The organism is Aquimarina aquimarini, assembly GCF_900299535.1.
In the GTDB taxonomy this organism is placed as follows: domain Bacteria; phylum Bacteroidota; class Bacteroidia; order Flavobacteriales; family Flavobacteriaceae; genus Aquimarina; species Aquimarina aquimarini.
The window spans coordinates 111,760-129,321 of record NZ_OMKE01000008.1 but is presented as its reverse complement, the minus strand read 5'-3'; the positions used below and the strand labels follow the sequence as shown (position 1 = coordinate 129,321).

At 34.2% G+C, this 17,562-nt stretch carries 27 protein-coding genes; 22 read left to right on the top strand and 5 right to left on the bottom strand.

Annotated elements, in window-relative coordinates; all coding sequences use genetic code 11:
* Position 1: 1 nt before the first annotated feature.
* The 4 genes from DG508_RS03870 to DG508_RS03855 form a co-directional block, all read right to left on the bottom strand.
* Positions 2-1,048 carry a hypothetical protein gene (locus tag DG508_RS03870; protein WP_108866877.1) on the bottom strand — a complete coding sequence of 349 codons (1,047 nt, stop codon included), beginning with the start codon at positions 1,046-1,048 and terminating at the stop codon, positions 2-4.
* Positions 1,049-1,191: 143 nt separating this feature from the next.
* Positions 1,192-2,685, bottom strand: coding sequence for an RNA-directed DNA polymerase (locus DG508_RS03865; RefSeq protein ID WP_234418166.1), 1,494 nt, complete (start codon positions 2,683-2,685; stop codon positions 1,192-1,194).
* A gap of 58 nt (positions 2,686-2,743) precedes the next feature.
* Complete coding sequence (locus tag DG508_RS03860; RefSeq protein ID WP_108866875.1) at positions 2,744-3,535, bottom strand: TIGR02391 family protein; 792 nt, start codon at positions 3,533-3,535, stop codon at positions 2,744-2,746.
* Positions 3,536-3,729: 194 nt separating this feature from the next.
* Positions 3,730-3,900: a helix-turn-helix domain-containing protein gene (locus DG508_RS03855; RefSeq protein ID WP_108866874.1), complete on the bottom strand. Its 171-nt coding sequence runs from the start codon at positions 3,898-3,900 to the stop codon at positions 3,730-3,732.
* Between the two features lie 196 nt (positions 3,901-4,096).
* On the opposite strand from DG508_RS03855, the gene DG508_RS03850 reads away from it, so the two are divergent.
* From DG508_RS03850 to DG508_RS03745, 22 genes are all read left to right on the top strand, one after another.
* A complete protein-coding gene (locus tag DG508_RS03850) occupies positions 4,097-4,558 on the top strand; it encodes an LEA/WHy family protein (protein ID WP_108866873.1) in 462 nt (153 codons plus the stop codon).
* Complete coding sequence (locus DG508_RS03845; protein WP_108866872.1) at positions 4,558-5,487, top strand: hypothetical protein; 930 nt, start codon at positions 4,558-4,560, stop codon at positions 5,485-5,487. The genes DG508_RS03850 and DG508_RS03845 overlap by 1 nt, the downstream gene beginning before the upstream one ends.
* 42 nt (positions 5,488-5,529) lie before the next feature.
* Complete coding sequence (locus DG508_RS03840; RefSeq protein ID WP_108866871.1) at positions 5,530-6,759, top strand: hypothetical protein; 1,230 nt, start codon at positions 5,530-5,532, stop codon at positions 6,757-6,759.
* A 107-nt stretch (positions 6,760-6,866) separates the two neighbouring features.
* On the top strand, positions 6,867-7,469 hold the full coding sequence (locus tag DG508_RS03835; RefSeq protein ID WP_108866870.1) for a hypothetical protein: 603 nt from the start codon (positions 6,867-6,869) through the stop codon (positions 7,467-7,469).
* 54 nt (positions 7,470-7,523) lie between these two features.
* Positions 7,524-8,174, top strand: a complete 651-nt coding sequence (locus DG508_RS03830) for an MAP domain-containing protein (protein ID WP_255412525.1) — start codon at positions 7,524-7,526, stop codon at positions 8,172-8,174.
* 11 nt (positions 8,175-8,185) lie between these two features.
* Positions 8,186-8,578: a hypothetical protein gene (locus DG508_RS03825; protein WP_108866868.1), complete on the top strand. Its 393-nt coding sequence runs from the start codon at positions 8,186-8,188 to the stop codon at positions 8,576-8,578.
* Positions 8,579-8,615: 37 nt separating this feature from the next.
* Complete coding sequence (locus tag DG508_RS03820; protein WP_108866867.1) at positions 8,616-9,152, top strand: hypothetical protein; 537 nt, start codon at positions 8,616-8,618, stop codon at positions 9,150-9,152.
* Positions 9,153-9,167: 15 nt separating this feature from the next.
* Positions 9,168-9,473 (top strand): hypothetical protein, encoded by a 306-nt coding sequence (locus DG508_RS03815; protein WP_108866866.1) that lies wholly within the window; start codon positions 9,168-9,170, stop codon positions 9,471-9,473.
* A 46-nt stretch (positions 9,474-9,519) separates the two neighbouring features.
* Entirely contained in the window at positions 9,520-9,855 is a 336-nt protein-coding gene (locus DG508_RS03810) for a hypothetical protein (protein ID WP_108866865.1), read from the top strand.
* A complete protein-coding gene (locus DG508_RS03805) occupies positions 9,836-10,669 on the top strand; it encodes a hypothetical protein (protein WP_108866864.1) in 834 nt (277 codons plus the stop codon). The genes DG508_RS03810 and DG508_RS03805 overlap by 20 nt, the downstream gene beginning before the upstream one ends.
* A 27-nt stretch (positions 10,670-10,696) precedes the next feature.
* Entirely contained in the window at positions 10,697-10,879 is a 183-nt protein-coding gene (locus tag DG508_RS03800; RefSeq protein WP_108866863.1) for a hypothetical protein, read from the top strand.
* A gap of 2 nt (positions 10,880-10,881) precedes the next feature.
* Positions 10,882-11,304, top strand: a complete 423-nt coding sequence (locus DG508_RS03795) for a hypothetical protein (RefSeq protein ID WP_108866862.1) — start codon at positions 10,882-10,884, stop codon at positions 11,302-11,304.
* A 6-nt stretch (positions 11,305-11,310) separates the two neighbouring features.
* Positions 11,311-12,306: a peptidoglycan-binding domain-containing protein gene (locus tag DG508_RS03790; protein WP_108866861.1), complete on the top strand. Its 996-nt coding sequence runs from the start codon at positions 11,311-11,313 to the stop codon at positions 12,304-12,306.
* Between the two features lie 41 nt (positions 12,307-12,347).
* Positions 12,348-12,740 carry a hypothetical protein gene (locus tag DG508_RS03785; RefSeq protein WP_108866860.1) on the top strand — a complete coding sequence of 131 codons (393 nt, stop codon included), beginning with the start codon at positions 12,348-12,350 and terminating at the stop codon, positions 12,738-12,740.
* On the top strand, positions 12,662-13,234 hold the full coding sequence (locus DG508_RS03780; RefSeq protein ID WP_108866859.1) for a CHAP domain-containing protein: 573 nt from the start codon (positions 12,662-12,664) through the stop codon (positions 13,232-13,234). The genes DG508_RS03785 and DG508_RS03780 overlap by 79 nt, the downstream gene beginning before the upstream one ends.
* 23 nt (positions 13,235-13,257) lie before the next feature.
* Positions 13,258-13,917 (top strand): hypothetical protein, encoded by a 660-nt coding sequence (locus DG508_RS03775; RefSeq protein ID WP_108866858.1) that lies wholly within the window; start codon positions 13,258-13,260, stop codon positions 13,915-13,917.
* A gap of 3 nt (positions 13,918-13,920) precedes the next feature.
* Positions 13,921-14,115, top strand: coding sequence for a hypothetical protein (locus DG508_RS03770; RefSeq protein ID WP_108866857.1), 195 nt, complete (start codon positions 13,921-13,923; stop codon positions 14,113-14,115).
* A gap of 12 nt (positions 14,116-14,127) precedes the next feature.
* Entirely contained in the window at positions 14,128-14,364 is a 237-nt protein-coding gene (locus tag DG508_RS03765; protein WP_108866856.1) for a DUF4248 domain-containing protein, read from the top strand.
* A gap of 179 nt (positions 14,365-14,543) precedes the next feature.
* A complete protein-coding gene (locus tag DG508_RS03760) occupies positions 14,544-14,858 on the top strand; it encodes a hypothetical protein (protein WP_108866855.1) in 315 nt (104 codons plus the stop codon).
* On the top strand, positions 14,851-15,351 hold the full coding sequence (locus DG508_RS03755) for a hypothetical protein (RefSeq protein WP_108866854.1): 501 nt from the start codon (positions 14,851-14,853) through the stop codon (positions 15,349-15,351). Before DG508_RS03760 ends, DG508_RS03755 begins: the two co-directional genes overlap by 8 nt.
* Before the next feature lie 580 nt (positions 15,352-15,931).
* On the top strand, positions 15,932-16,090 hold the full coding sequence (locus tag DG508_RS03750) for a hypothetical protein (RefSeq protein ID WP_159090649.1): 159 nt from the start codon (positions 15,932-15,934) through the stop codon (positions 16,088-16,090).
* Between the two features lie 19 nt (positions 16,091-16,109).
* The gene (locus DG508_RS03745) at positions 16,110-16,778 is read left to right on the top strand and encodes a hypothetical protein (protein WP_108866852.1); all 669 of its coding nucleotides are present in this window, start codon (positions 16,110-16,112) and stop codon (positions 16,776-16,778) included.
* 14 nt (positions 16,779-16,792) lie between these two features.
* On the opposite strand, the gene DG508_RS03740 is transcribed toward DG508_RS03745, so the two are convergent.
* Positions 16,793-17,389 carry a hypothetical protein gene (locus DG508_RS03740; protein WP_108866851.1) on the bottom strand — a complete coding sequence of 199 codons (597 nt, stop codon included), beginning with the start codon at positions 17,387-17,389 and terminating at the stop codon, positions 16,793-16,795.
* Positions 17,390-17,562: the final 173 nt, after the last annotated feature.

Here is a 17,562-nt window from a genome sequence, read left to right as displayed (position 1 = left end):
GTTATAGTTTTACTTTTTTTAGATTTAAATCATACAATGGCATATTCCAATAAGTAGATTTGCCATTAATTACCCGAATGAGATATTCGCCTTTTTCTAGGTTTTTATTATAGGTGGTGTAAAGTTCGCTGTGCTTATTTACGTATTGTTCTATGGTATTAAAGGAGTTGTTTTCTAATATTGAAAACTGAAATTTTTTCTCTACTATTTTTGAATTTATTACTACACTTAGGTTCATTTTTTTTTCTATTTTTATTAAAAAGAAAGTTGCTTCGCCATAATAACCTTTGGTTTTAGAAGAAAAGCTTGATTGCTGGTTAAAGTCAACTGCATTTGCAACGAACTCAGGTTCAAAAAAGTGAATCATTCTAAGGTCGCCATTTGCATCATCTCTTTGGTAGCTGTAAAAACCACCTTTAAATTTGAAACGCAAAACGTGTTGTTTTTCTTTTACATTGATGTAATATTCTAACGCCATAGGAAACGAAGTGTTATACCATTCGCCATTATCGGTTTGGTCGCTATATTCCAAATGTTTTAAGTAAATATGGTTGGCATTTATTGTTGTTGGGAAAATGCCACTTATTACATAACCACTATTACCTCTTTCTTTTAATTCTTTTTCAATTTGCGATTGAGAATAGTGTTGATAAGTAAAAAAATGAGTGATAAAAGCCCCCTTTTTATTAAATACTAAATTTTCAATTCCCATACTTTTTTTGAGTCCAAAGTGAATAAAATTGCCTTTCTCGGCTCTGTATATAGGTGTAAATTTCTTGATGTCATTTGAGCAACCTATACAATCTGCACCATAAAAATTTTCTAAAGTTGGTTCTGGACTTTTCCAAGCTTCTATCTTTGTTATTTCGCTTTCATTTAAAAAATCTGCTACATTATGATAGCCCTCATTTTTATCTGTAATGTCTTTATGCTGATAGGTTATTTTGTTTAAAATATTAAAAATTTCAGATTCTGTTTTTAAAACTTTTAATGATTTACAAGAGGCTAGAATTGCTAAAATAATTATAAATAGAAATGTTTTCTTCATTTACGTAGGATTCTCGTTTTTATCTCGACTAACGTCAAATTTAGTTATAGAAAATCACGATGTTTAAAAATCGAGATCTTCAGGTTTTATATCAAATTGCGGTAATTAATTACCGCGTCAGGCTACTCGATTGTAGCCAGTTTTTATTCCTCGGTTTTCTTAAACAAAGCTAAATGTTCAAGTAATTCTTTATTCTTTCCTGGCTTTTTAATTGTTTCAAATAGTTTCATTTCCGTTGGTATTGGTTTAAAGAATTCCAGTCCATTAGTCTTTAGACTTTTTATTAATGGTGACTTGAATTTTTTAGGAAAAGTAACTGGAAATAAATTAATAGATTTTACAAAATATATGAGCCAAATAAGGTCATATTGATTGTCTTCAATATTCTTTAATTTTTCATTTAGCAGACTTTCAATAACAGAAGTTATTTTGGCTGTTATTCTTTTCTTGCCTTTGTTTTTCTGAATTATTTTTTCAATTATTCCAAGTATTTGAGGAAAGGACTTGTTTCTTCTTTCTTTTAAAAGCAGTAATAAGCTTATTGCTTTAAGTAAATCTTTGTCCTTAAAGTCAAATTTTAATTCATTCTCGTTGGTTGTTAATTCACTTAAAAATCTATCAACAACTCCAGTTCCTTCAAATTTTTTGTCCACTTTCAAAGTTCCACGTAACGAACTTTCAAATCGTTTATAACTTATTTTTTTACGATACCTTACTGAAAATGGTTGATAATCAGCTGTCCATTCTCTAAAAAGACCTTCTGGAAGTTCATCAATTTTAGATTTACTTTCATTAAGAGTCAAATTAAAAACTGCCATTTGTTTTTGTAAAGTCTTAATTATATAGTTGGCATCTTCTTTTGATTGGCATAAAAACCTATAATCGTCTTTGAAGCGAACACCAATAAAATCAATGCCTTTTTTGTCAATTATTTTCGAAGATTCAGTATCAACTGTACTTAAAACTATTTCTGAAATTAAGTCTGAAATAGCTGGCCCTATAGCTATTCCATTAGTGCAACCATCATTCGCATACTGAATCAACTTGTCAAGTTTTAAACCTAAAAAAATTGCATAATCACTTCTATTTCCTTTCGCTCTGATTGTCTTTTTTGTATGAATTGCCCAAGCAATGCTATGAGTGTAAATCGAAGGATAGAAGTTTTTTATGTCCGTTTTTAATATGAATTTGTAGTTGTAGGCTTCAGCTACTAAATCATTTTCAGCCATTTCCAAAAATTCATAAATCATTCTTCCAGCACGAAGATGTCCTAAAATACCTTCATTCTTTTTGGATACCGGAATTGGAAAACTGTATGAATATATTTTGTTTTGAGTTTTGAATAATGTCTTGATTATCAAATCCCATTCATTCATTAAGTACCAAACTAAATCGTGATAGATTTTCGGTGCAATAATTCCAAATGTTCTGTCTGTAAGTTGTGATTTTGGGAAAGATACGTTTACTAAATCAGATTTTTCAGGCTCGAATTTTGGTTGAGCACCTGTTGTATCAACTTCAAAGTATGGATTATCTTGTAATTCAAATTTTTTAACTTGAAAACAAGGTGGAATTACATATTGTTCAGGATAGTAACCTTCCTCCAATAGCCATTTTGAAATTTTTACTTTTGGCACTTTTTTCAGAAGCCTTTTTGTTTCGGTATTATGTTTCTTTGGTAAGGACACCTCTTTTTTATTCTAGTTTTCTTTGAATCAATGATATAGTTGATAAAATGTCCAACGCATCTTGTTCATTAATTTCCCAAGTTATTTTGGGTGCGTGAGCAGTTGTGTTTCTAAACATTCCAAATACACCTTTTATTAAATTCGCAAATCCTTTATGTTCACTTTCTTTGGTTTCAGTCGATAAGTCATTTATAGTTATTAAAGGATTTTTTATAGAAAATGCTTTCTCAACTAATTCCGCTCCATCTCCAGTCAAACCAGTTTTTTTTCGGATTTTATCGGCTACACTTTTGACTGCCTCAAACACAGTATGAAAATAGTTTTCAACGAGTAATTCTGCGTTACAATATTTAAAAATTTCTGAATGAGCGTTTCTGTTTTCAAGTTTACTTTTTAATCGATTTGCTTTTTGTTCCGCTTCTGAAATAGTGTTCGATTTTGTAGAGTTTGTAAATTTTCCATTTGCTTTATATTCCAAACCGATAAATGAAAGGCGTTTATTTAATTCCTCTCTAATGTGTTCAAATTGTTCATTTTTTCCTAAATATCGAGCAGGACTGACTGATTTGATTATAAATTTTAAAATGTTATTCGAAATCTTTTTTTCATTTTGATACGTTACGAAAGCATTATAAATTCTTTTCCATTTTGTGTTAGTTGAGTCAACATCTTTGATTCCAACTTCGGGAAGAAATTTTCCTATTTCAGTTCCAGTCAAACCATAATTTGTATCTCCCAAAATTCGGCTCAAACCTTCCAAAATACTTCCTTCAATCGCTGGATATGTTTTAACTCCCATAGGTTTGTTCAAATTGGCTACAACAATGAAATAGGATATATGTCCTTTTATTTCCTGTATATTTATTTACAAATTTAGCGGAATTAGAATTGTTTTTCCTAGTATTTAGCAGTTCCTTTTTCTTTGATTTTCATACAAACGGATTAATCTTAGGCTCCGTTCCTTTAGGATATCCCCAAGTCACATACTTTAAATCATTCAAAAACCTTAAAAGCTTCAAATATCATTCGCACCTCATAGGGGTATAATAATTGTCTTCTTCCCGTATCGAGTCCTTTAATTTCTTTGAGTTTCCTGCGTAACGTCTGTCTACTGATCCCTAAAAACGCACTTAATTCCTGTTTTGTTTTAAAAGTAAATTGCATAACCTATTGTCATTTAAAATCATTTAATGTTCATTAGTGTTGTGAAGAGTTACAACGATTAAAGTTATCCCCTATTACCCTTCCTACCCCTTTAAATTACTACAATTTTTATAAAAAACAACTTTTATATACCAATAAATATCTTCCATTTTTCATCCTCTTTTTTTTGATATTCCTTTGAAAAAAAACAAGGATTATGTTCAAATGGATAGCTGGAGGTTTGGCCGCTTTTTTTTCGATACGATATTTATCCCGTTTACAAAAAGCAGGAAAAAATATCACTTCTCGTATTAAGGTACGGATCCATAAAATCAACCTTACAGGATTTGAACTATCGGCAGAGGTAAAACTCCAAAACCCAAATCCAATAGCATTAGACTTACAGCATCCGTATGTAAAAGTTCTGTTTAAATCAAAGATTCTAGGTACCTCTTCTATTGAGAATACCATTATTGAGATTCCAGAACATAGTGAAAAGACTTTTAATGTAAAGATACAGTCGGCAGGATGGTTGACACTGATCCAAGTACTAGGTGTTCAGATATCTGAAGACATTCGTTTAGGAAATCCCATTCAACTACCTATCCAAACTCAGATCATAACCAGAGTTAATGGATTACCCTATGAAAAAACAGATACCATTCTATTACAACTCTAATGCAAGCTACTACCAAACGACATATCGCTACAGGCCATCACTACGATGCACTTATCCCTAAAAGTATTGGGCATGATACGGTCATTGTAGAAACAGGAAAAGCGCAATTAAAAGATACTCTAAAGTTAATACAGGCAGTGATCCAGCAAACCAAAGCTGATAGTTATAAACTGGCTTTAAGGCTAAAAGGCAATAGTGTAATGGATAGCTGTAAGAATATCTGGAATTTTGTATACCGTCATATTCAGTATAAAATGGATGCCACGGGTATCGAACAGGTACGCAGACCATCCAGAACATGGGCAGATCGAGCTACTGGTGTAGATTGTGATTGCTATACTGTATTTATAGGCAGTATCCTATCTAATCTAGGGATTCCATTTATGATTCGGATCACTAAATACGGAGGAAAATCACATTTTCAACATGTATACCCTGTAGTCTTTACAGAAGGTAAACAGATTACTCTGGATTGTGTAACAGATCGATTCAATCACGAGGTTCCATATTCAGAAAAAAAAGATATTCCTATCAACAATGCTGTTTTACTACAAGGTAGTACAACACTTAGTGGGGTGGATATTGCAGATGTCAGCTTAGATGCATTACAACAAAAACCAATCCCACTACGAGAGATCATCTCAGAGAATACCATGCAGTATAGATGCGCTACCCCTTTTAAGATCACAAAACAACCTCCTGTCAAAAAACAGGCGACTCCTATAAAACATGGAAAAACCAGTTCCCCCTTTCGCTTTGATGAGCAACAAGATACCAGTCAGCCTACAGAGAAAGATGATTTTAAGCTGTTCAACTTTTTAATGATCTCTGTCATATCGGTTGTCGCAGGAATTGGAGTCTTAAAAATGCTGGCCAAGCCACCAAAAACATCCCCTTTAAAGAATAAAAAGACAGCTCGCAAAGAGTAGATTTTGAGAGCTATAAAGTATAACTATTAAAATAGTAAGATTATGGAATTACACCGATTAGATGGATTTGATAGCACAGGAATAGATCATATGGATATTCAAGATAGTAGTGAGTATATCAACGGGATGAGTGATCCTCCAGAGATTGCTTATGAGATATTAGATGATCAGGGTAATGTAGTGATGTATGCCGATATAGATGAAAACATCTATGTGATTGATGGATTGGGAGGTTTCTTTAAAAAGATTGGAAGAGGCTTAAAGCGATTTGCCAGAAAAGTAGTGAAACCCGTTGTAAAAACCTTTAATCGTTTTTTAAACCCAGCGACGATTTTACTTCGTAATGGATTTTTACTGGCCATGAAGATCAATATGTTCAAAGTTGCCAGCAAGCTACGTTTTGGATATTTGAGTGAGGCAGCGGCACGAAAACGAGGAGGTGATATGCGCAAGTTTGCCAAAATGAGAAAAGCAATCCGAAAAGCAGAAAAGATTTATGAGACCGCAGGAGGAAAAAAAAGAAACCTAAAAAGAGCTATTCTTAAAGGAAAAGGGAATAAAGACCGAGCAGTACCTTTAAGTGGTGTTGCTTTAGGAAACCCATTTGATGATGATGGGCCTACTATTTATAACGATCCGTTTGAGAAATTTGTAGTCGAGTCTGATCCTGATATGGTAGAGGCTTTTGTGAATAATGAGATTCAGGTAGAAGGATTAGGGGCTATTGCCACAAGCGCTTCTATTGCCGCAGCGACAGGAGCAGTTGCAGGAATAGCAACATTGGTAGGAAAGATTGGTAATATTTTTGGAAAAGCAAAACAGATCAAGCAACAGGCAAAAAAGTTGTTTCAAAAACCCAAACCTTCAACTCCACGACTTCCTCCACCACGAGAAATCAGAAGACCCGCAGTACGTCCTTCTCCAATCACAAGAAGAGCCGTCAGACCATCGCGAGCAGTGGTTTCAAGAAACACCCCCTTACCTGCTTCAAAAAGTGCAGTCTCAGAGAAAAAAAAGAGTTTTTTTGAAAAGAATAAAACGCTGGTCATTATAGGGGGACTCGCCATTGTAGGAACAGGAATTGCCATTGCCATACAATCCAATAAGAAGAAAACTGCAAAAGCTGTTTCTGGAATCCCTAAAAAAACTACTGGAAGTAATAAACGGAAAAGCCTTCAAAGAGATGAATTGGGCAGGTTTACCAGTAGATCGAGCAAACAGCGAAGAAAGCGAAAAACACCTAAAAAACTAATCCCAAAAGCTTTGTTATAAAATGATAGCGTATCTCAAAAAAGAGACCCTACAACAAACCAAAGCATACCAACAAATTAAACAATAGTATAACTGCCCTATAATGTTCTTGGGCTTAATTGATAATTATGAAAAAAACAGCAAACGCAAAAAACAGCTTTTTAGAAGTCGGCAAACATCTGAGTACAGGAGTATTGGGTATGGTTGCTGGATCTGCCATAGGAAGGCACTCCTTGATTATTGGCGCGCTGACCATATTTGGGGGTGCTTACTATGGTAAAGACTGGCTTACTTCTGCAGGAGTGGGCATAGCATTCTCTAATGGATTTGGAGGAAAACCAAAAACCACCAATGGCATTGACGGAATTAAAGATGATCTGGAGGAAGCTAAAGACAGAGCTGTAACCTCTCTAAAAGCTATCGGTAAAAAATTGTATCTCGATAAGTTTTCCTCCTCTATGGCAAAGAAACTTTCTCTGGGAAATCTGGAAGAAGATAGACCTTTGGTCTTTATGGGATCTGAGGTAGTAGATGAAGGAGATTTTGATACCAGTGAGGTAGATGAGATCATCCGAAAGATTGAAGCAGGAGAACCCGTACCCACCGCAGATGTTCATCAGGATTATGTAGAAGGCTTTGATGGAGAAATGATCACAGAAGATATGAGTGGTATCGATATAAACCAACTGGATGGAATAGATGATATCTCAGAACTCAATGCGATGGCATAATTCAATAGTTGGAGGGGAGTACTTTTCTAATCATAACAACCACTCCTACATAAAATAACATACACACTAAAAATCAATACGATGAAAAAAAGTTCAAGATCACAATTCTTAGAAATTGTTAATGTACATACCTCTCTTCGAGATCAGGGAAAGAAATACGATCCTTCAATGCTCAATATTGCCAGAGGTATCAAAGAAGAACGCTTACAACTGGCGGATGCCGCCTATTACTCCATCAAGTTTGCAGGTAATAAAGCGAATATCGATATGTTCGAGACTCAGGATGCCAAAGAGATCGGCATTACCAATGTCACTCAGGCCAAGCTTCAGAAAGACCGCTTGTTTCTCTGTAATCGAATTATTCTACTGGCCGCAGAGATTCAAGGCGATCTTCCTGGAAGTGATTCTGAAATGAAAAAGGTAATGAAGCATACCAATTTTGACAGTATCAAAAAAGTAAGTGGATTACAAAACGGAGTCTTCTCATTGATTGCCAATAAAAAGATCATTATCGATGAGCGTCCGATGCAGGAATTTGCCACTGATGGTAATACCATGCTTAATCTGGGAACCTATTTTTTAGAAAGTCCACGGTTTATTCGCGATGATGAAGAGTTTGAATTTAATATCGAATTAGGGGCTGATGCTCCTGAGAAGGCATTGATTAAAGTGGTACTGGCAGGAACTGTAACAGTACCTGCATAAAAAAGATAGTCATGGATCGTAAGACAAAAGAGACTCGGGTTACTTTTTCTTTTAAAGTCGATAAAGAAAATGAGGGCATAACAATATCCCATCTGGAACTTCCTAAATACACAAAAAAAGTAAAAGGACTTCAGTTGATCTCAGATTACCCTAGTAAACTATACTATCGAGGAAGTCAACGTATTGAGATTGGTGGAGAGGAACTGTTTCCTGATGGGTTTACTAGTAAACTACTGATGTCCTCTTTGAGTGTTCCTCCCAGAGAACGGTTTTTTGAATTAGGAGAAGTAGCTCCAGGGGATCTTTCTGTTAAGGTACGCTTTACAGATAAAGAACATACCCTAGCCAGTTTTGAACAAGGATATACGGTGAGCTTGATTGTTCTTATAGAAGAATCTTTATAAAAATGAACGCTAAGGATTTGATAATAAATACATAAGAATGAAAAAGATGAAGTGTAATACTGATAAATACAATAAAAAGGACCCCCAGGGTGTTATAGTGCGGAGGAAGTTTGTCCCTATAAAATTTAGTATTCACAGGGAAAATCAATTTTTAAACGCGGGGACAAAGCTTCCATACACTACGGCCAAGGTCATAGGAGTGCTGACCACTTCAACTATTCATAACAAATGCAATGACCTTCCTTTACCTCCACGGTATTATTATGGGATATCAGATTCAGAAATGATAGACACCCGTTTTTTACAAACCAATCGTGGAAGTACTTTTACCAGCCAATATCCACCTGATGGTTTTTTTAATGGTCCTACTGGTACTCATTGGTGGTATTATATCCATCCGATTTTAGATCGCTTTCCTGTGCTTTTGGATAATGGAATGTATCAGTCATTAACAAATCCCATTACTCTAGAGATCAAACAAGAAGGACAATGTACTCCTGAGCATTATTATTTGTGGAGTGGTAAACTCCCAGATACAGGATTCTCTTTGGTTACTTTTTTTCCACCTACTTAAAAACAGACCTATACCATGATACTAGGAACACTATCACTATTTCAAAAAAGAGGGATTTTCTATAGAGAAATACAGTTGAATGCTCAGGATCGGTTTGCTACCATGATTGAGCAGCAGTTATCCCCTGATCCAATGGTAGAAGACTCCCTTGATATTGCAACGCAATATCGAGTGACTCCAGTAGAAGAATCTGGAGATACAGACTATATCACTGCCACTTTTGAAGATCACGGCAAAGCACAATATCCATATCAGGTTACTGTATGGGTATTAATAGAAGAAGCACCTAGTAAGATAGTTGCGGATTCAAAAGTGAGCTAATAAAGAGATCAAACACCTGTAAAACACCAAACAGTACACCAGACTTATGCATGAGGAATTTGCACTGCAATATGCAGACAGAAGAGTAAAAGAACGAGGATTTGAGAACTATCGAGTGGTATATCGTGAATTTATCATCCCTAGTAATGGGACTCTTACGCTTCAAGCCACTAATGAAATCTGGCTAGTCATTCATATTGATTGGGGAGTTATTGTACAATCAGACTATGGACGATATGACAATTGGTATACCCAAGGGATTATGGAGAATGCTCATGAACACGGAGATCATATTGAAATTATCAATACCCGAAAATACCAACGTTGTATTCGCTTTTTACAAGTGATCTTAAAAACTAAAAATGATGGAAGTACGAAATAAAAAACCTGGATCTGCTCGATTAAAAGAAGTTCATTACAGGCAAATGGAGGAACTTGGAATCACTAATGAGAGTGCTTATTTACAACATCTATTAGAGAAAAATCAATCAAAACTAGAGGTCGTAAAAGAACAACAGTACAAAATGCTACCTGCTACACAAGATACTGTAGCTCATAACACTATTGTCAAAGATCAGCTTACCATACAACGCCTATCGCTGGAGAATCGAAAACTTCAGGAGAAACTCGAACAATTAAGTAAGAGTACTCAGGAAACTCTAAATGGGGTACATCATAAAGTACATTCGTTACTGCAGGAAGAATTGCAGAAAAGAGATTTTGAGAGCCTTAAAAAATCACATGCTCAGTGCGAACAACACATAAAACAATTAGAAAAGGAGCTTCAAAATGCCAAAGAACGAACCCAGCAGAAGCAAAAAGAAATTGAAGCGTTGGTCAAAAAGCTGGGATTTGTAGAATTAGGGAAAACCCTTCTTCCTGGAGCGATCTCTGGATTAGCCAAGCAATACCCCAAACAAATGAAGGGGATCGCGGGTACTCTGGGAAGATTGGGGTTCCCACATAGCTTTAACGAAGCAGACCAAGAAAAAGACCACCTCTTACAAATCATAGAGTATCTACAGGAAGTATTTACAGAACAACAATTTGAACAAGCCTTACAGCTGATGGTTCAATTAGGGGAACAGATCAAACAGGATGATGGACTGATTAAAAAAATAAGCTATTACATGGAGCAACTACAACAAAACAGCAAACAAGCACATAAAGAATCTGAGGAGCAAACACCTGATTAATTCTAACCACTCATAAATTAAAACAGTATGGAAGAGCAAATCACTATTACCATTACAGCAAAAGATATTACAGAAGCACACCGCGTAAAAAAGGCTTTTGAAACAATACACCACCACTTTAAAGCGAAAGGTATTATCAAAATGGAACAATTGTTTTTAAAAGATGCTTTTATCCGCAATCTGGTTAAAATGAAAATCAATAAAGAATAGTCATGGCACTACCTACACTTGCAATGCAAGCCATAAAAAATCGTCCCAAGATCAAGGTTAGCCCTACGGCTTCCAATATTCTTATCGCTAGTGGATTAACCATTGGAGTGTTTTTTCTGGTTCGTTCCCTAGTTCGTGGTTTTAAACGAAACCATCGGGAACGCCATGCATTGAAGCCTGGCAACCCTGCTAATTATGCCACCCAACTAAAGATGGCCTTTGAGAATGACAATTCTTTTGGATGGGGAACTAATGAAGAGGCAGTATTCACTACCATAGAACAAATCCCTAGTGCATCTATGATGAGAAAGGTAGCACGTGCATATCGGGATTTATATGGGAGTCATCTCTCTGCCGATCTAAAAAGTGAACTTACCAGTGAGGAATTTGCAATCGCACAGGAAATTATCAATCTAAAGAGCTAACACATCATGAAAGGTAAAACAACAAGAAAACGTCCCTTAAAAAAGAAAGTCGCTACAAAACCTCTCTCACAAAAGGCGGTACTTATGTATGGGATTGGAGGAGGATTGGTATTAGGGCTAGGGTATTTAGTCTATAGCCATCTTAAAAATAGAGCCGCTGTAAACAGAACTGCTCAACAACCTATAACTACGACTAGCCCAGATACTATTATAGCTAATCCCACCTTACCAAGAGTGGCCAGTAACCAGTTTCCTTTGCGAAAAGGAACCAGCGGTGCTTTGGTCAGAATGCTACAAAATACACTCTTGAAAAAGGGAGGGCAATCTGCCATGATTATAAGAGAAACTAGTTTTAAAAACGGAAAAGTAGACGGTGTCTTTGGTAGAGGAACTCAGCGCGCTTTGCAAGCCATAGGGTTTCCATCCGCATTGACAGAAAGTAATTTTACAACCTTAGTTGGCAAAACCACCAATCTTACCTTTCCTGCAGCAGGGATTGCCAAAGAAATTATCAATGCCGCCAATAGCCAAAATCTCTTTGGGGTATTAAGTGGACTTAAAAAAATTACCTCAGTGAGTCAGTATCAACAAGTAAGTACTTTTTTTCAAAATGTACGAATTCTGGGAACACGAGTTTCCTCCCTTGTCAATGCCTTGTTGAGTGTAGCGTTCAAAAATAAACAACTGGAGAAAGTAAAGATCAGGGCAGCATTCAGAAAAATGGGATTGAAGCAAAATGCAAAAGGAATATGGTTTATTCCTGGCATGGGAAATCTGGACTCTTTTGATAAGAATACCGATCAGATAACACAAGAATGGAATCTGGCCATAGCAGAAACCCCAACATTATTGCAAACAGAAGATGGATCCTTTATTGTTCCGCAGTTAGTCCCTGGTACAGTGGTGGGATATATCACAGGGATGAGAAGAGGAATGACACGAATTCTAACACAATCAGGGGAAACGGTATATGCTCCTAGTGAAAACCTATCCTCTTTTTAGAAAGAGAGAACTATAAAAATGTAAAATTAAAAATCAAAACAATGAGAAAAATAATAGAATGGTTACAACCAATTTTAGAAAAACTAAAACCTCTTTGTGGTTATTTTAAAGTTTGGAGAGAGTTGTCCTCTCTGGCAGTAGGGCTTATATTATGGGTGCATAGTGCTGTGTTTCTTCGATGGATGGATCCTACTGCTGCAACCTATGATGCAGGGATATTTCAAGTATATCTTTTTGCCATTATCGGAATTTTTATCCTTCACGGGATTGTACGTATCCTGATGAAACTTATATGGCCTACCTCTGAAGATTACCTGGATAACCAATTTAGAAATGATTTTAAAACCATCACACCATGGCAAAAACTAAAACTATCTACCTGTATATTCTTTGCTTTCTTATTTGCAGTCGCAGTATTGGCCAGAACACTATAAATGAGTACAGACTTACAGAAGAAGAAAAACGACACTGTGTAAAAGAATTGTATGATTCTCAAATTGGAGTTCGAGAAGTTGGGGGTTCCAATCGGGGGGTATCTGTAGAATTGTATTTGCAAAGTGTTGGCTTAGAACCATCACTACCGTGGTGCGCTGCTTTTGTGAGTTGGTGTTACCAAAATACAGAAATTGATGCTCCACAAAGTGGCTGGGTTCCTAGTTACGCTCTTAAAAGTAAACGCATTTATCATCGGGGGAAGTTTGAAAAGAAAACCCCACAAAAAGGAGATGTATTTATGATCTGGTATCGCTCACTTAATCGTCCTGCTCATATAGGGTTTATAGACCAGTGGGAAAAACGATGGGTCATTACTGTAGAGGGGAATACCAATGATACGGGAGCGCGTGAAGGGGATGGAGTTTATCGCAAACGAAGACTTAAAAAACAGCTTTGGGCAGTTTCTGATTTTATCAGTGATACCCTCAATTAAAAACCAGCAACAATCTACGCATTATGTTAGCCAAAAGCCTACAAATAGTACGAAGAAAAGGATACAAAATTTACAGAGAACCCTACAGACTTAATATTGTTGGGTATCGCAGTCGATTTGTTCGCAGTAATAATTTTGATGATGAAATACATGTATTCTATACCAATGACACAGGAAAATGGGTGTACCATATTTTTAAAGCGACTACAGATCCAGGGCAGTATTGGCTGGAGAATCCTATGCACCCAAAAGGGACTGCTTTTTTAAAGAAAGGCCAATATATTGATGCCTATAGTATTGGATTACACCGAGGGATATATCCTGCACTCGTACAAACAGGGCCTGTAGATATTATTAGAAACTATACACGTAAAGGATTATTCAAGTGGTTTGAATCGGGAGTGGAACAAACAGGGAGATTTGGGATCAATATCCATAGAGCCAGAAAACAAGGAACCACCAAAGTGATAGATAACTTCTCTGCAGGATGTTTGGTATTTGCCAATGCCGAAGATTTTAAACGTTTTATGAAAATATCAAAAGAGCATCAACGCAGGTATGGGAATCGGTTTACTGTAACCTTGGTCGATTTTAGAGATGAGCGAAGAAGAATCCTAAGCAATATTGCCTGGGGATCGGTCTTGGCAGCAACAGGATTGTTGCTATTAAACAAAATGAACTAGGAGATGAAGATATCCAAAAACACACAAAAGGCAGGATTGGCACTGATGGGGAGTATGCTAGGATTTATCATTGCTAAAAAATATGCTCCTAAAGAAACTTATCCCTTTATTCTTATTGGTGGGTTTTTGGGTAATGTAATTGGAGAGGAGTTGATTTCTCAAGCTCCATATGAAAATCAAACTACTGCTCTTCCTTAAAAAAAATGAAACATGAATCAAAATAAAAAGACATCACAAGGAATCTATTTTGCAGGAGAAGAGCCTGTTAAAATCAAAGCGTATTATAAATATGAATTGGCGACTATGTATGATGTGTCTACTAAAACATTTTCTACATGGATTAACACTTATATAAAAGAGCTACAACAGTTTGGTTATAAAAAAACCACAAAACTATTGCGTCCCGAAGTAGTGCGGTTTCTTTTTGAAAGAATTGGAGAGCCTTGAAAAACATAAAATATGAATTTCAAATAATTATAATATTTAATCGTTTGTTTTGAGGTTTTTTCGGTTAATTCTTATAAATATTAGTTTTTTTTATGAGTAAATGGTAAAGTAATTTATATTTACAAATAATTTTACTATTTTACATACAGAATATTTTCTACGAGTTTAATTAAGCAACTATGTTTTTAAACAAAAAAAAATCTTTAGAGACTCCTAATGCCTTGGATGAGGCTTATGAGATGATGATAAAGATGGTTTATGATTATGCTCAAAAAACAAATTTGTCTGAAACAGATGTACAGGAAATAAAAGATATGATTGATGAAGTTTATGTAGAAAAGAAGAGGGAATACCTCTGTGAAGACAAGATTGAGGCGATTAATGATAAGATAAAAAAAGTTGCTTCTATTTTAGACACTTCTTCTGAGAAAAAAAAACAGAATCGAAATTTTTTATACTACAAGAATAAATCCCATTCCTTAAGTTATGAGTGATGAATTATCACAATCTAATCAAGAATTAAGTAATACTGAAGATACAGCTACCAATCAAGAGGCTAAACAAAAATTCAAGGGAGTTTTAGCAGAAATGGAAATGATGATGTCATGGCAAAAAAGTCATCAATCGAATTCAGATTTAGCTGGTTTAAATGAGAAACAGAAAGATAAGTTAATTGAGTCCGTTTTAATTAATGAGCAAAATCATTTTGAATTTAGTAAACAAAAATTAGAGGCGGAAGAGAGAGTTGAACTAAAAAGAATTGAGGCTACAACAGTTAATCAGAGAACTAAGAGATATGTAATGCTTGGAGGATTGTTTTTTATTGCAATTCTGTCAATTTTAATATTAATGCTGCAAAATGAATATTTTGTTAGTTGGTTAACTTTTCTGACAGGAATATTAGGAGGTATTGGAGTTAGTAAATCTGGAATACTTAATAATCAAGATGTAAAAAGCAATTCATTTTCTTCAGATGAAAATGAGTAGGAAGGTTAATTCCTCTATTCCTATTATTAACCCGACGGGCACAAAACTAGATTTTTAATCATGTAAAATTTTGAAATTAAGCTTTTTACGCATAATTCAAATCATGATTAATTCAAGTCAGGTTAATACTATTGAATAAAATCAAAACTTTTACAAAAAATATTATACCAGACTAAATCTTATAGTTAAAATAAAAATATTGAGGTATTCACTTTTTTTATGGTTTTGTGTAACTACACTATATTTCCTCCTTTTAATATTACCAACATTTTTTACATAAAAGTTATAGAGAAGATTTATTGTAACATATCATGTATAAGATCAATTTTATAATTTTACTAAATTATGCTAATACCGTATATAAAATATGGTTAAAAATCATTATATTGTCGTAGTTAATAATAATTTTTTTACGGCTATTCCACAAGATCATTTTTTAGGGGAAATATCTTACTAAAAAATAATCTATTTATTTGATTTATTGAGGTTTATGTTTAAATTTATCAGACTCTTTAAACTGTATTTTTAAATTAAAACCAACTTAATAATGAAAAAGATAGTATTATATCCCATTCTATTTATGATGATCATGATTGGATTTATTAGCTGTGAAGTCAATAATGTAGAACAAGAAAATATTGCCCCAGAGAATTATGATCAAGAATTTTTTGCAACTGATAAAGACCAAACTCGTCCGCTTGGAAGTTCTTCAGACGACGATGACGACGAATACTATTAAAAAATATTTTATAGGTTTTATGGTTTTATCTGGAACAATGGCCTCACTAGCTCAGGTTTTTGCTGAAGGTAACCCAAAAGATATTGTTCTTGCTAAAAAAGAATTTAAGAAGTATCGTAGCTTACGAGATGAAAACAGAAGCTATGCTGTTCTTTTATTGAAAGAAATAGCAAGTAATTCTAATGTGATTACTCCAGAAAAAAAGAATAAAGCTCTAAATTTGGTTAAAGAACATGATCTTAATCAAAAAAAATTATCTAAGCAATATACAAACCTTCAAAACCGTAAAGCTTATCATAAAATAAGAAGTTTTAAGACTTTAAATGCTTTTTTAAATGGTATTGGATTACCTGTTTTTATTTTTATGATTGGGTTTGTTTTTACGGTTTTATATGTTAATAATAAAAATATTAACTGGAATGAGATGGTGAAAATTTTCCCGCTAGTCGCCTTAATGTGTTTTATTATTTCCATGGTGTATATAACATGGGCATTAAGTCCCGAATTAGATATAGATCCATCATCCTATATTACTGGATTAATTGTTGTCTCAATTGTGTCCGTATTTTTTATTAGAAGAATAATAGCTAATTTATTCAAAATCAATCTTGATGGATTTACTATGAAAGAAGGGGTGAAAAAGTTGTTTGAAATGCAACTAAATAATAAAAAAAATAAGAATCAATAAACTATTTAAAGGCTTTATCTGTTATTCAACTCCAGAAAAAGCATAATTTCAGAAAAAGACTTCTTATTGGGAGGGATAGCACTTTGATAAGAGCATTTTTTTAGAATATCTATAGCTTTATTTACTGTATATTTTCGTGTTAGTTTTCCTTTAGGGATTCTTTGTTGATCTATTATTATTAAATTATTGAAATCTACTTTTAATTTAAGTTCAAACTTCAAAGCATTTTTACTTTTCTCCTCTATGCAGTATATTTTATATATATCTTCATCATTTCCAACTAAGTATACTGTTCCAATGCAAAAGTTATCTTTAATTTTATTCCATTTATCTGAGTTAAAAACCGTAAAACAATAACTAACGATATCTTCTATTTTTTTTACAGGAGTGTTTTTACAATATTCTTTAAACTCACTTAAAAAATCTCCGAATATCTCATGGGTACCTCCCATCATAGTTTGAAAATCTATGTATTTAATAAGGTTGTCAAAAGATTTATCAATGGGAAGACTAGAATCATTGATAATATCGCATGCCAAATTTTTATATTTGTCATTTTTAGACATCTTTAATATCACAAAATTTTTAAAAGCTACTTTTCTTGTTTCCATTTGATTACTTCATTTCTTTTTAACTGATAAAATTTTAAATCAAATTTAAGTGTTTAAAATAAAACCTATTATTTGACCTAGAGAGTCTAGGTGGATTAATTTATATAGAATGTAAACAGATTACAAAGAGTAGTCCTTTTAAAAATATTATATTAGAAAACGAATTTGCTTGT

Coding starts and splice junctions, on each gene's coding strand:
- DG508_RS03870 (WP_108866877.1), bottom strand. CDS start 1,048: ATGAAGAAAACATTTCTATTTATAATTATTTTAGCAATTCTAGCCTCT.
- DG508_RS03860 (WP_108866875.1), bottom strand. CDS start 3,535: ATGGGAGTTAAAACATATCCAGCGATTGAAGGAAGTATTTTGGAAGGT.
- DG508_RS03855 (WP_108866874.1), bottom strand. CDS start 3,900: ATGCAATTTACTTTTAAAACAAAACAGGAATTAAGTGCGTTTTTAGGG.
- DG508_RS03850 (WP_108866873.1), top strand. CDS start 4,097: ATGTTCAAATGGATAGCTGGAGGTTTGGCCGCTTTTTTTTCGATACGA.
- DG508_RS03845 (WP_108866872.1), top strand. CDS start 4,558: ATGCAAGCTACTACCAAACGACATATCGCTACAGGCCATCACTACGAT.
- DG508_RS03840 (WP_108866871.1), top strand. CDS start 5,530: ATGGAATTACACCGATTAGATGGATTTGATAGCACAGGAATAGATCAT.
- DG508_RS03835 (WP_108866870.1), top strand. CDS start 6,867: ATGAAAAAAACAGCAAACGCAAAAAACAGCTTTTTAGAAGTCGGCAAA.
- DG508_RS03825 (WP_108866868.1), top strand. CDS start 8,186: ATGGATCGTAAGACAAAAGAGACTCGGGTTACTTTTTCTTTTAAAGTC.
- DG508_RS03820 (WP_108866867.1), top strand. CDS start 8,616: ATGAAAAAGATGAAGTGTAATACTGATAAATACAATAAAAAGGACCCC.
- DG508_RS03815 (WP_108866866.1), top strand. CDS start 9,168: ATGATACTAGGAACACTATCACTATTTCAAAAAAGAGGGATTTTCTAT.
- DG508_RS03810 (WP_108866865.1), top strand. CDS start 9,520: ATGCATGAGGAATTTGCACTGCAATATGCAGACAGAAGAGTAAAAGAA.
- DG508_RS03805 (WP_108866864.1), top strand. CDS start 9,836: ATGATGGAAGTACGAAATAAAAAACCTGGATCTGCTCGATTAAAAGAA.
- DG508_RS03800 (WP_108866863.1), top strand. CDS start 10,697: ATGGAAGAGCAAATCACTATTACCATTACAGCAAAAGATATTACAGAA.
- DG508_RS03795 (WP_108866862.1), top strand. CDS start 10,882: ATGGCACTACCTACACTTGCAATGCAAGCCATAAAAAATCGTCCCAAG.
- DG508_RS03790 (WP_108866861.1), top strand. CDS start 11,311: ATGAAAGGTAAAACAACAAGAAAACGTCCCTTAAAAAAGAAAGTCGCT.
- DG508_RS03785 (WP_108866860.1), top strand. CDS start 12,348: ATGAGAAAAATAATAGAATGGTTACAACCAATTTTAGAAAAACTAAAA.
- DG508_RS03780 (WP_108866859.1), top strand. CDS start 12,662: ATGGCAAAAACTAAAACTATCTACCTGTATATTCTTTGCTTTCTTATT.
- DG508_RS03775 (WP_108866858.1), top strand. CDS start 13,258: ATGTTAGCCAAAAGCCTACAAATAGTACGAAGAAAAGGATACAAAATT.
- DG508_RS03770 (WP_108866857.1), top strand. CDS start 13,921: ATGAAGATATCCAAAAACACACAAAAGGCAGGATTGGCACTGATGGGG.
- DG508_RS03765 (WP_108866856.1), top strand. CDS start 14,128: ATGAATCAAAATAAAAAGACATCACAAGGAATCTATTTTGCAGGAGAA.
- DG508_RS03760 (WP_108866855.1), top strand. CDS start 14,544: ATGTTTTTAAACAAAAAAAAATCTTTAGAGACTCCTAATGCCTTGGAT.
- DG508_RS03755 (WP_108866854.1), top strand. CDS start 14,851: ATGAGTGATGAATTATCACAATCTAATCAAGAATTAAGTAATACTGAA.
- DG508_RS03750 (WP_159090649.1), top strand. CDS start 15,932: ATGATGATCATGATTGGATTTATTAGCTGTGAAGTCAATAATGTAGAA.
- DG508_RS03745 (WP_108866852.1), top strand. CDS start 16,110: ATGGTTTTATCTGGAACAATGGCCTCACTAGCTCAGGTTTTTGCTGAA.
- DG508_RS03740 (WP_108866851.1), bottom strand. CDS start 17,389: ATGGAAACAAGAAAAGTAGCTTTTAAAAATTTTGTGATATTAAAGATG.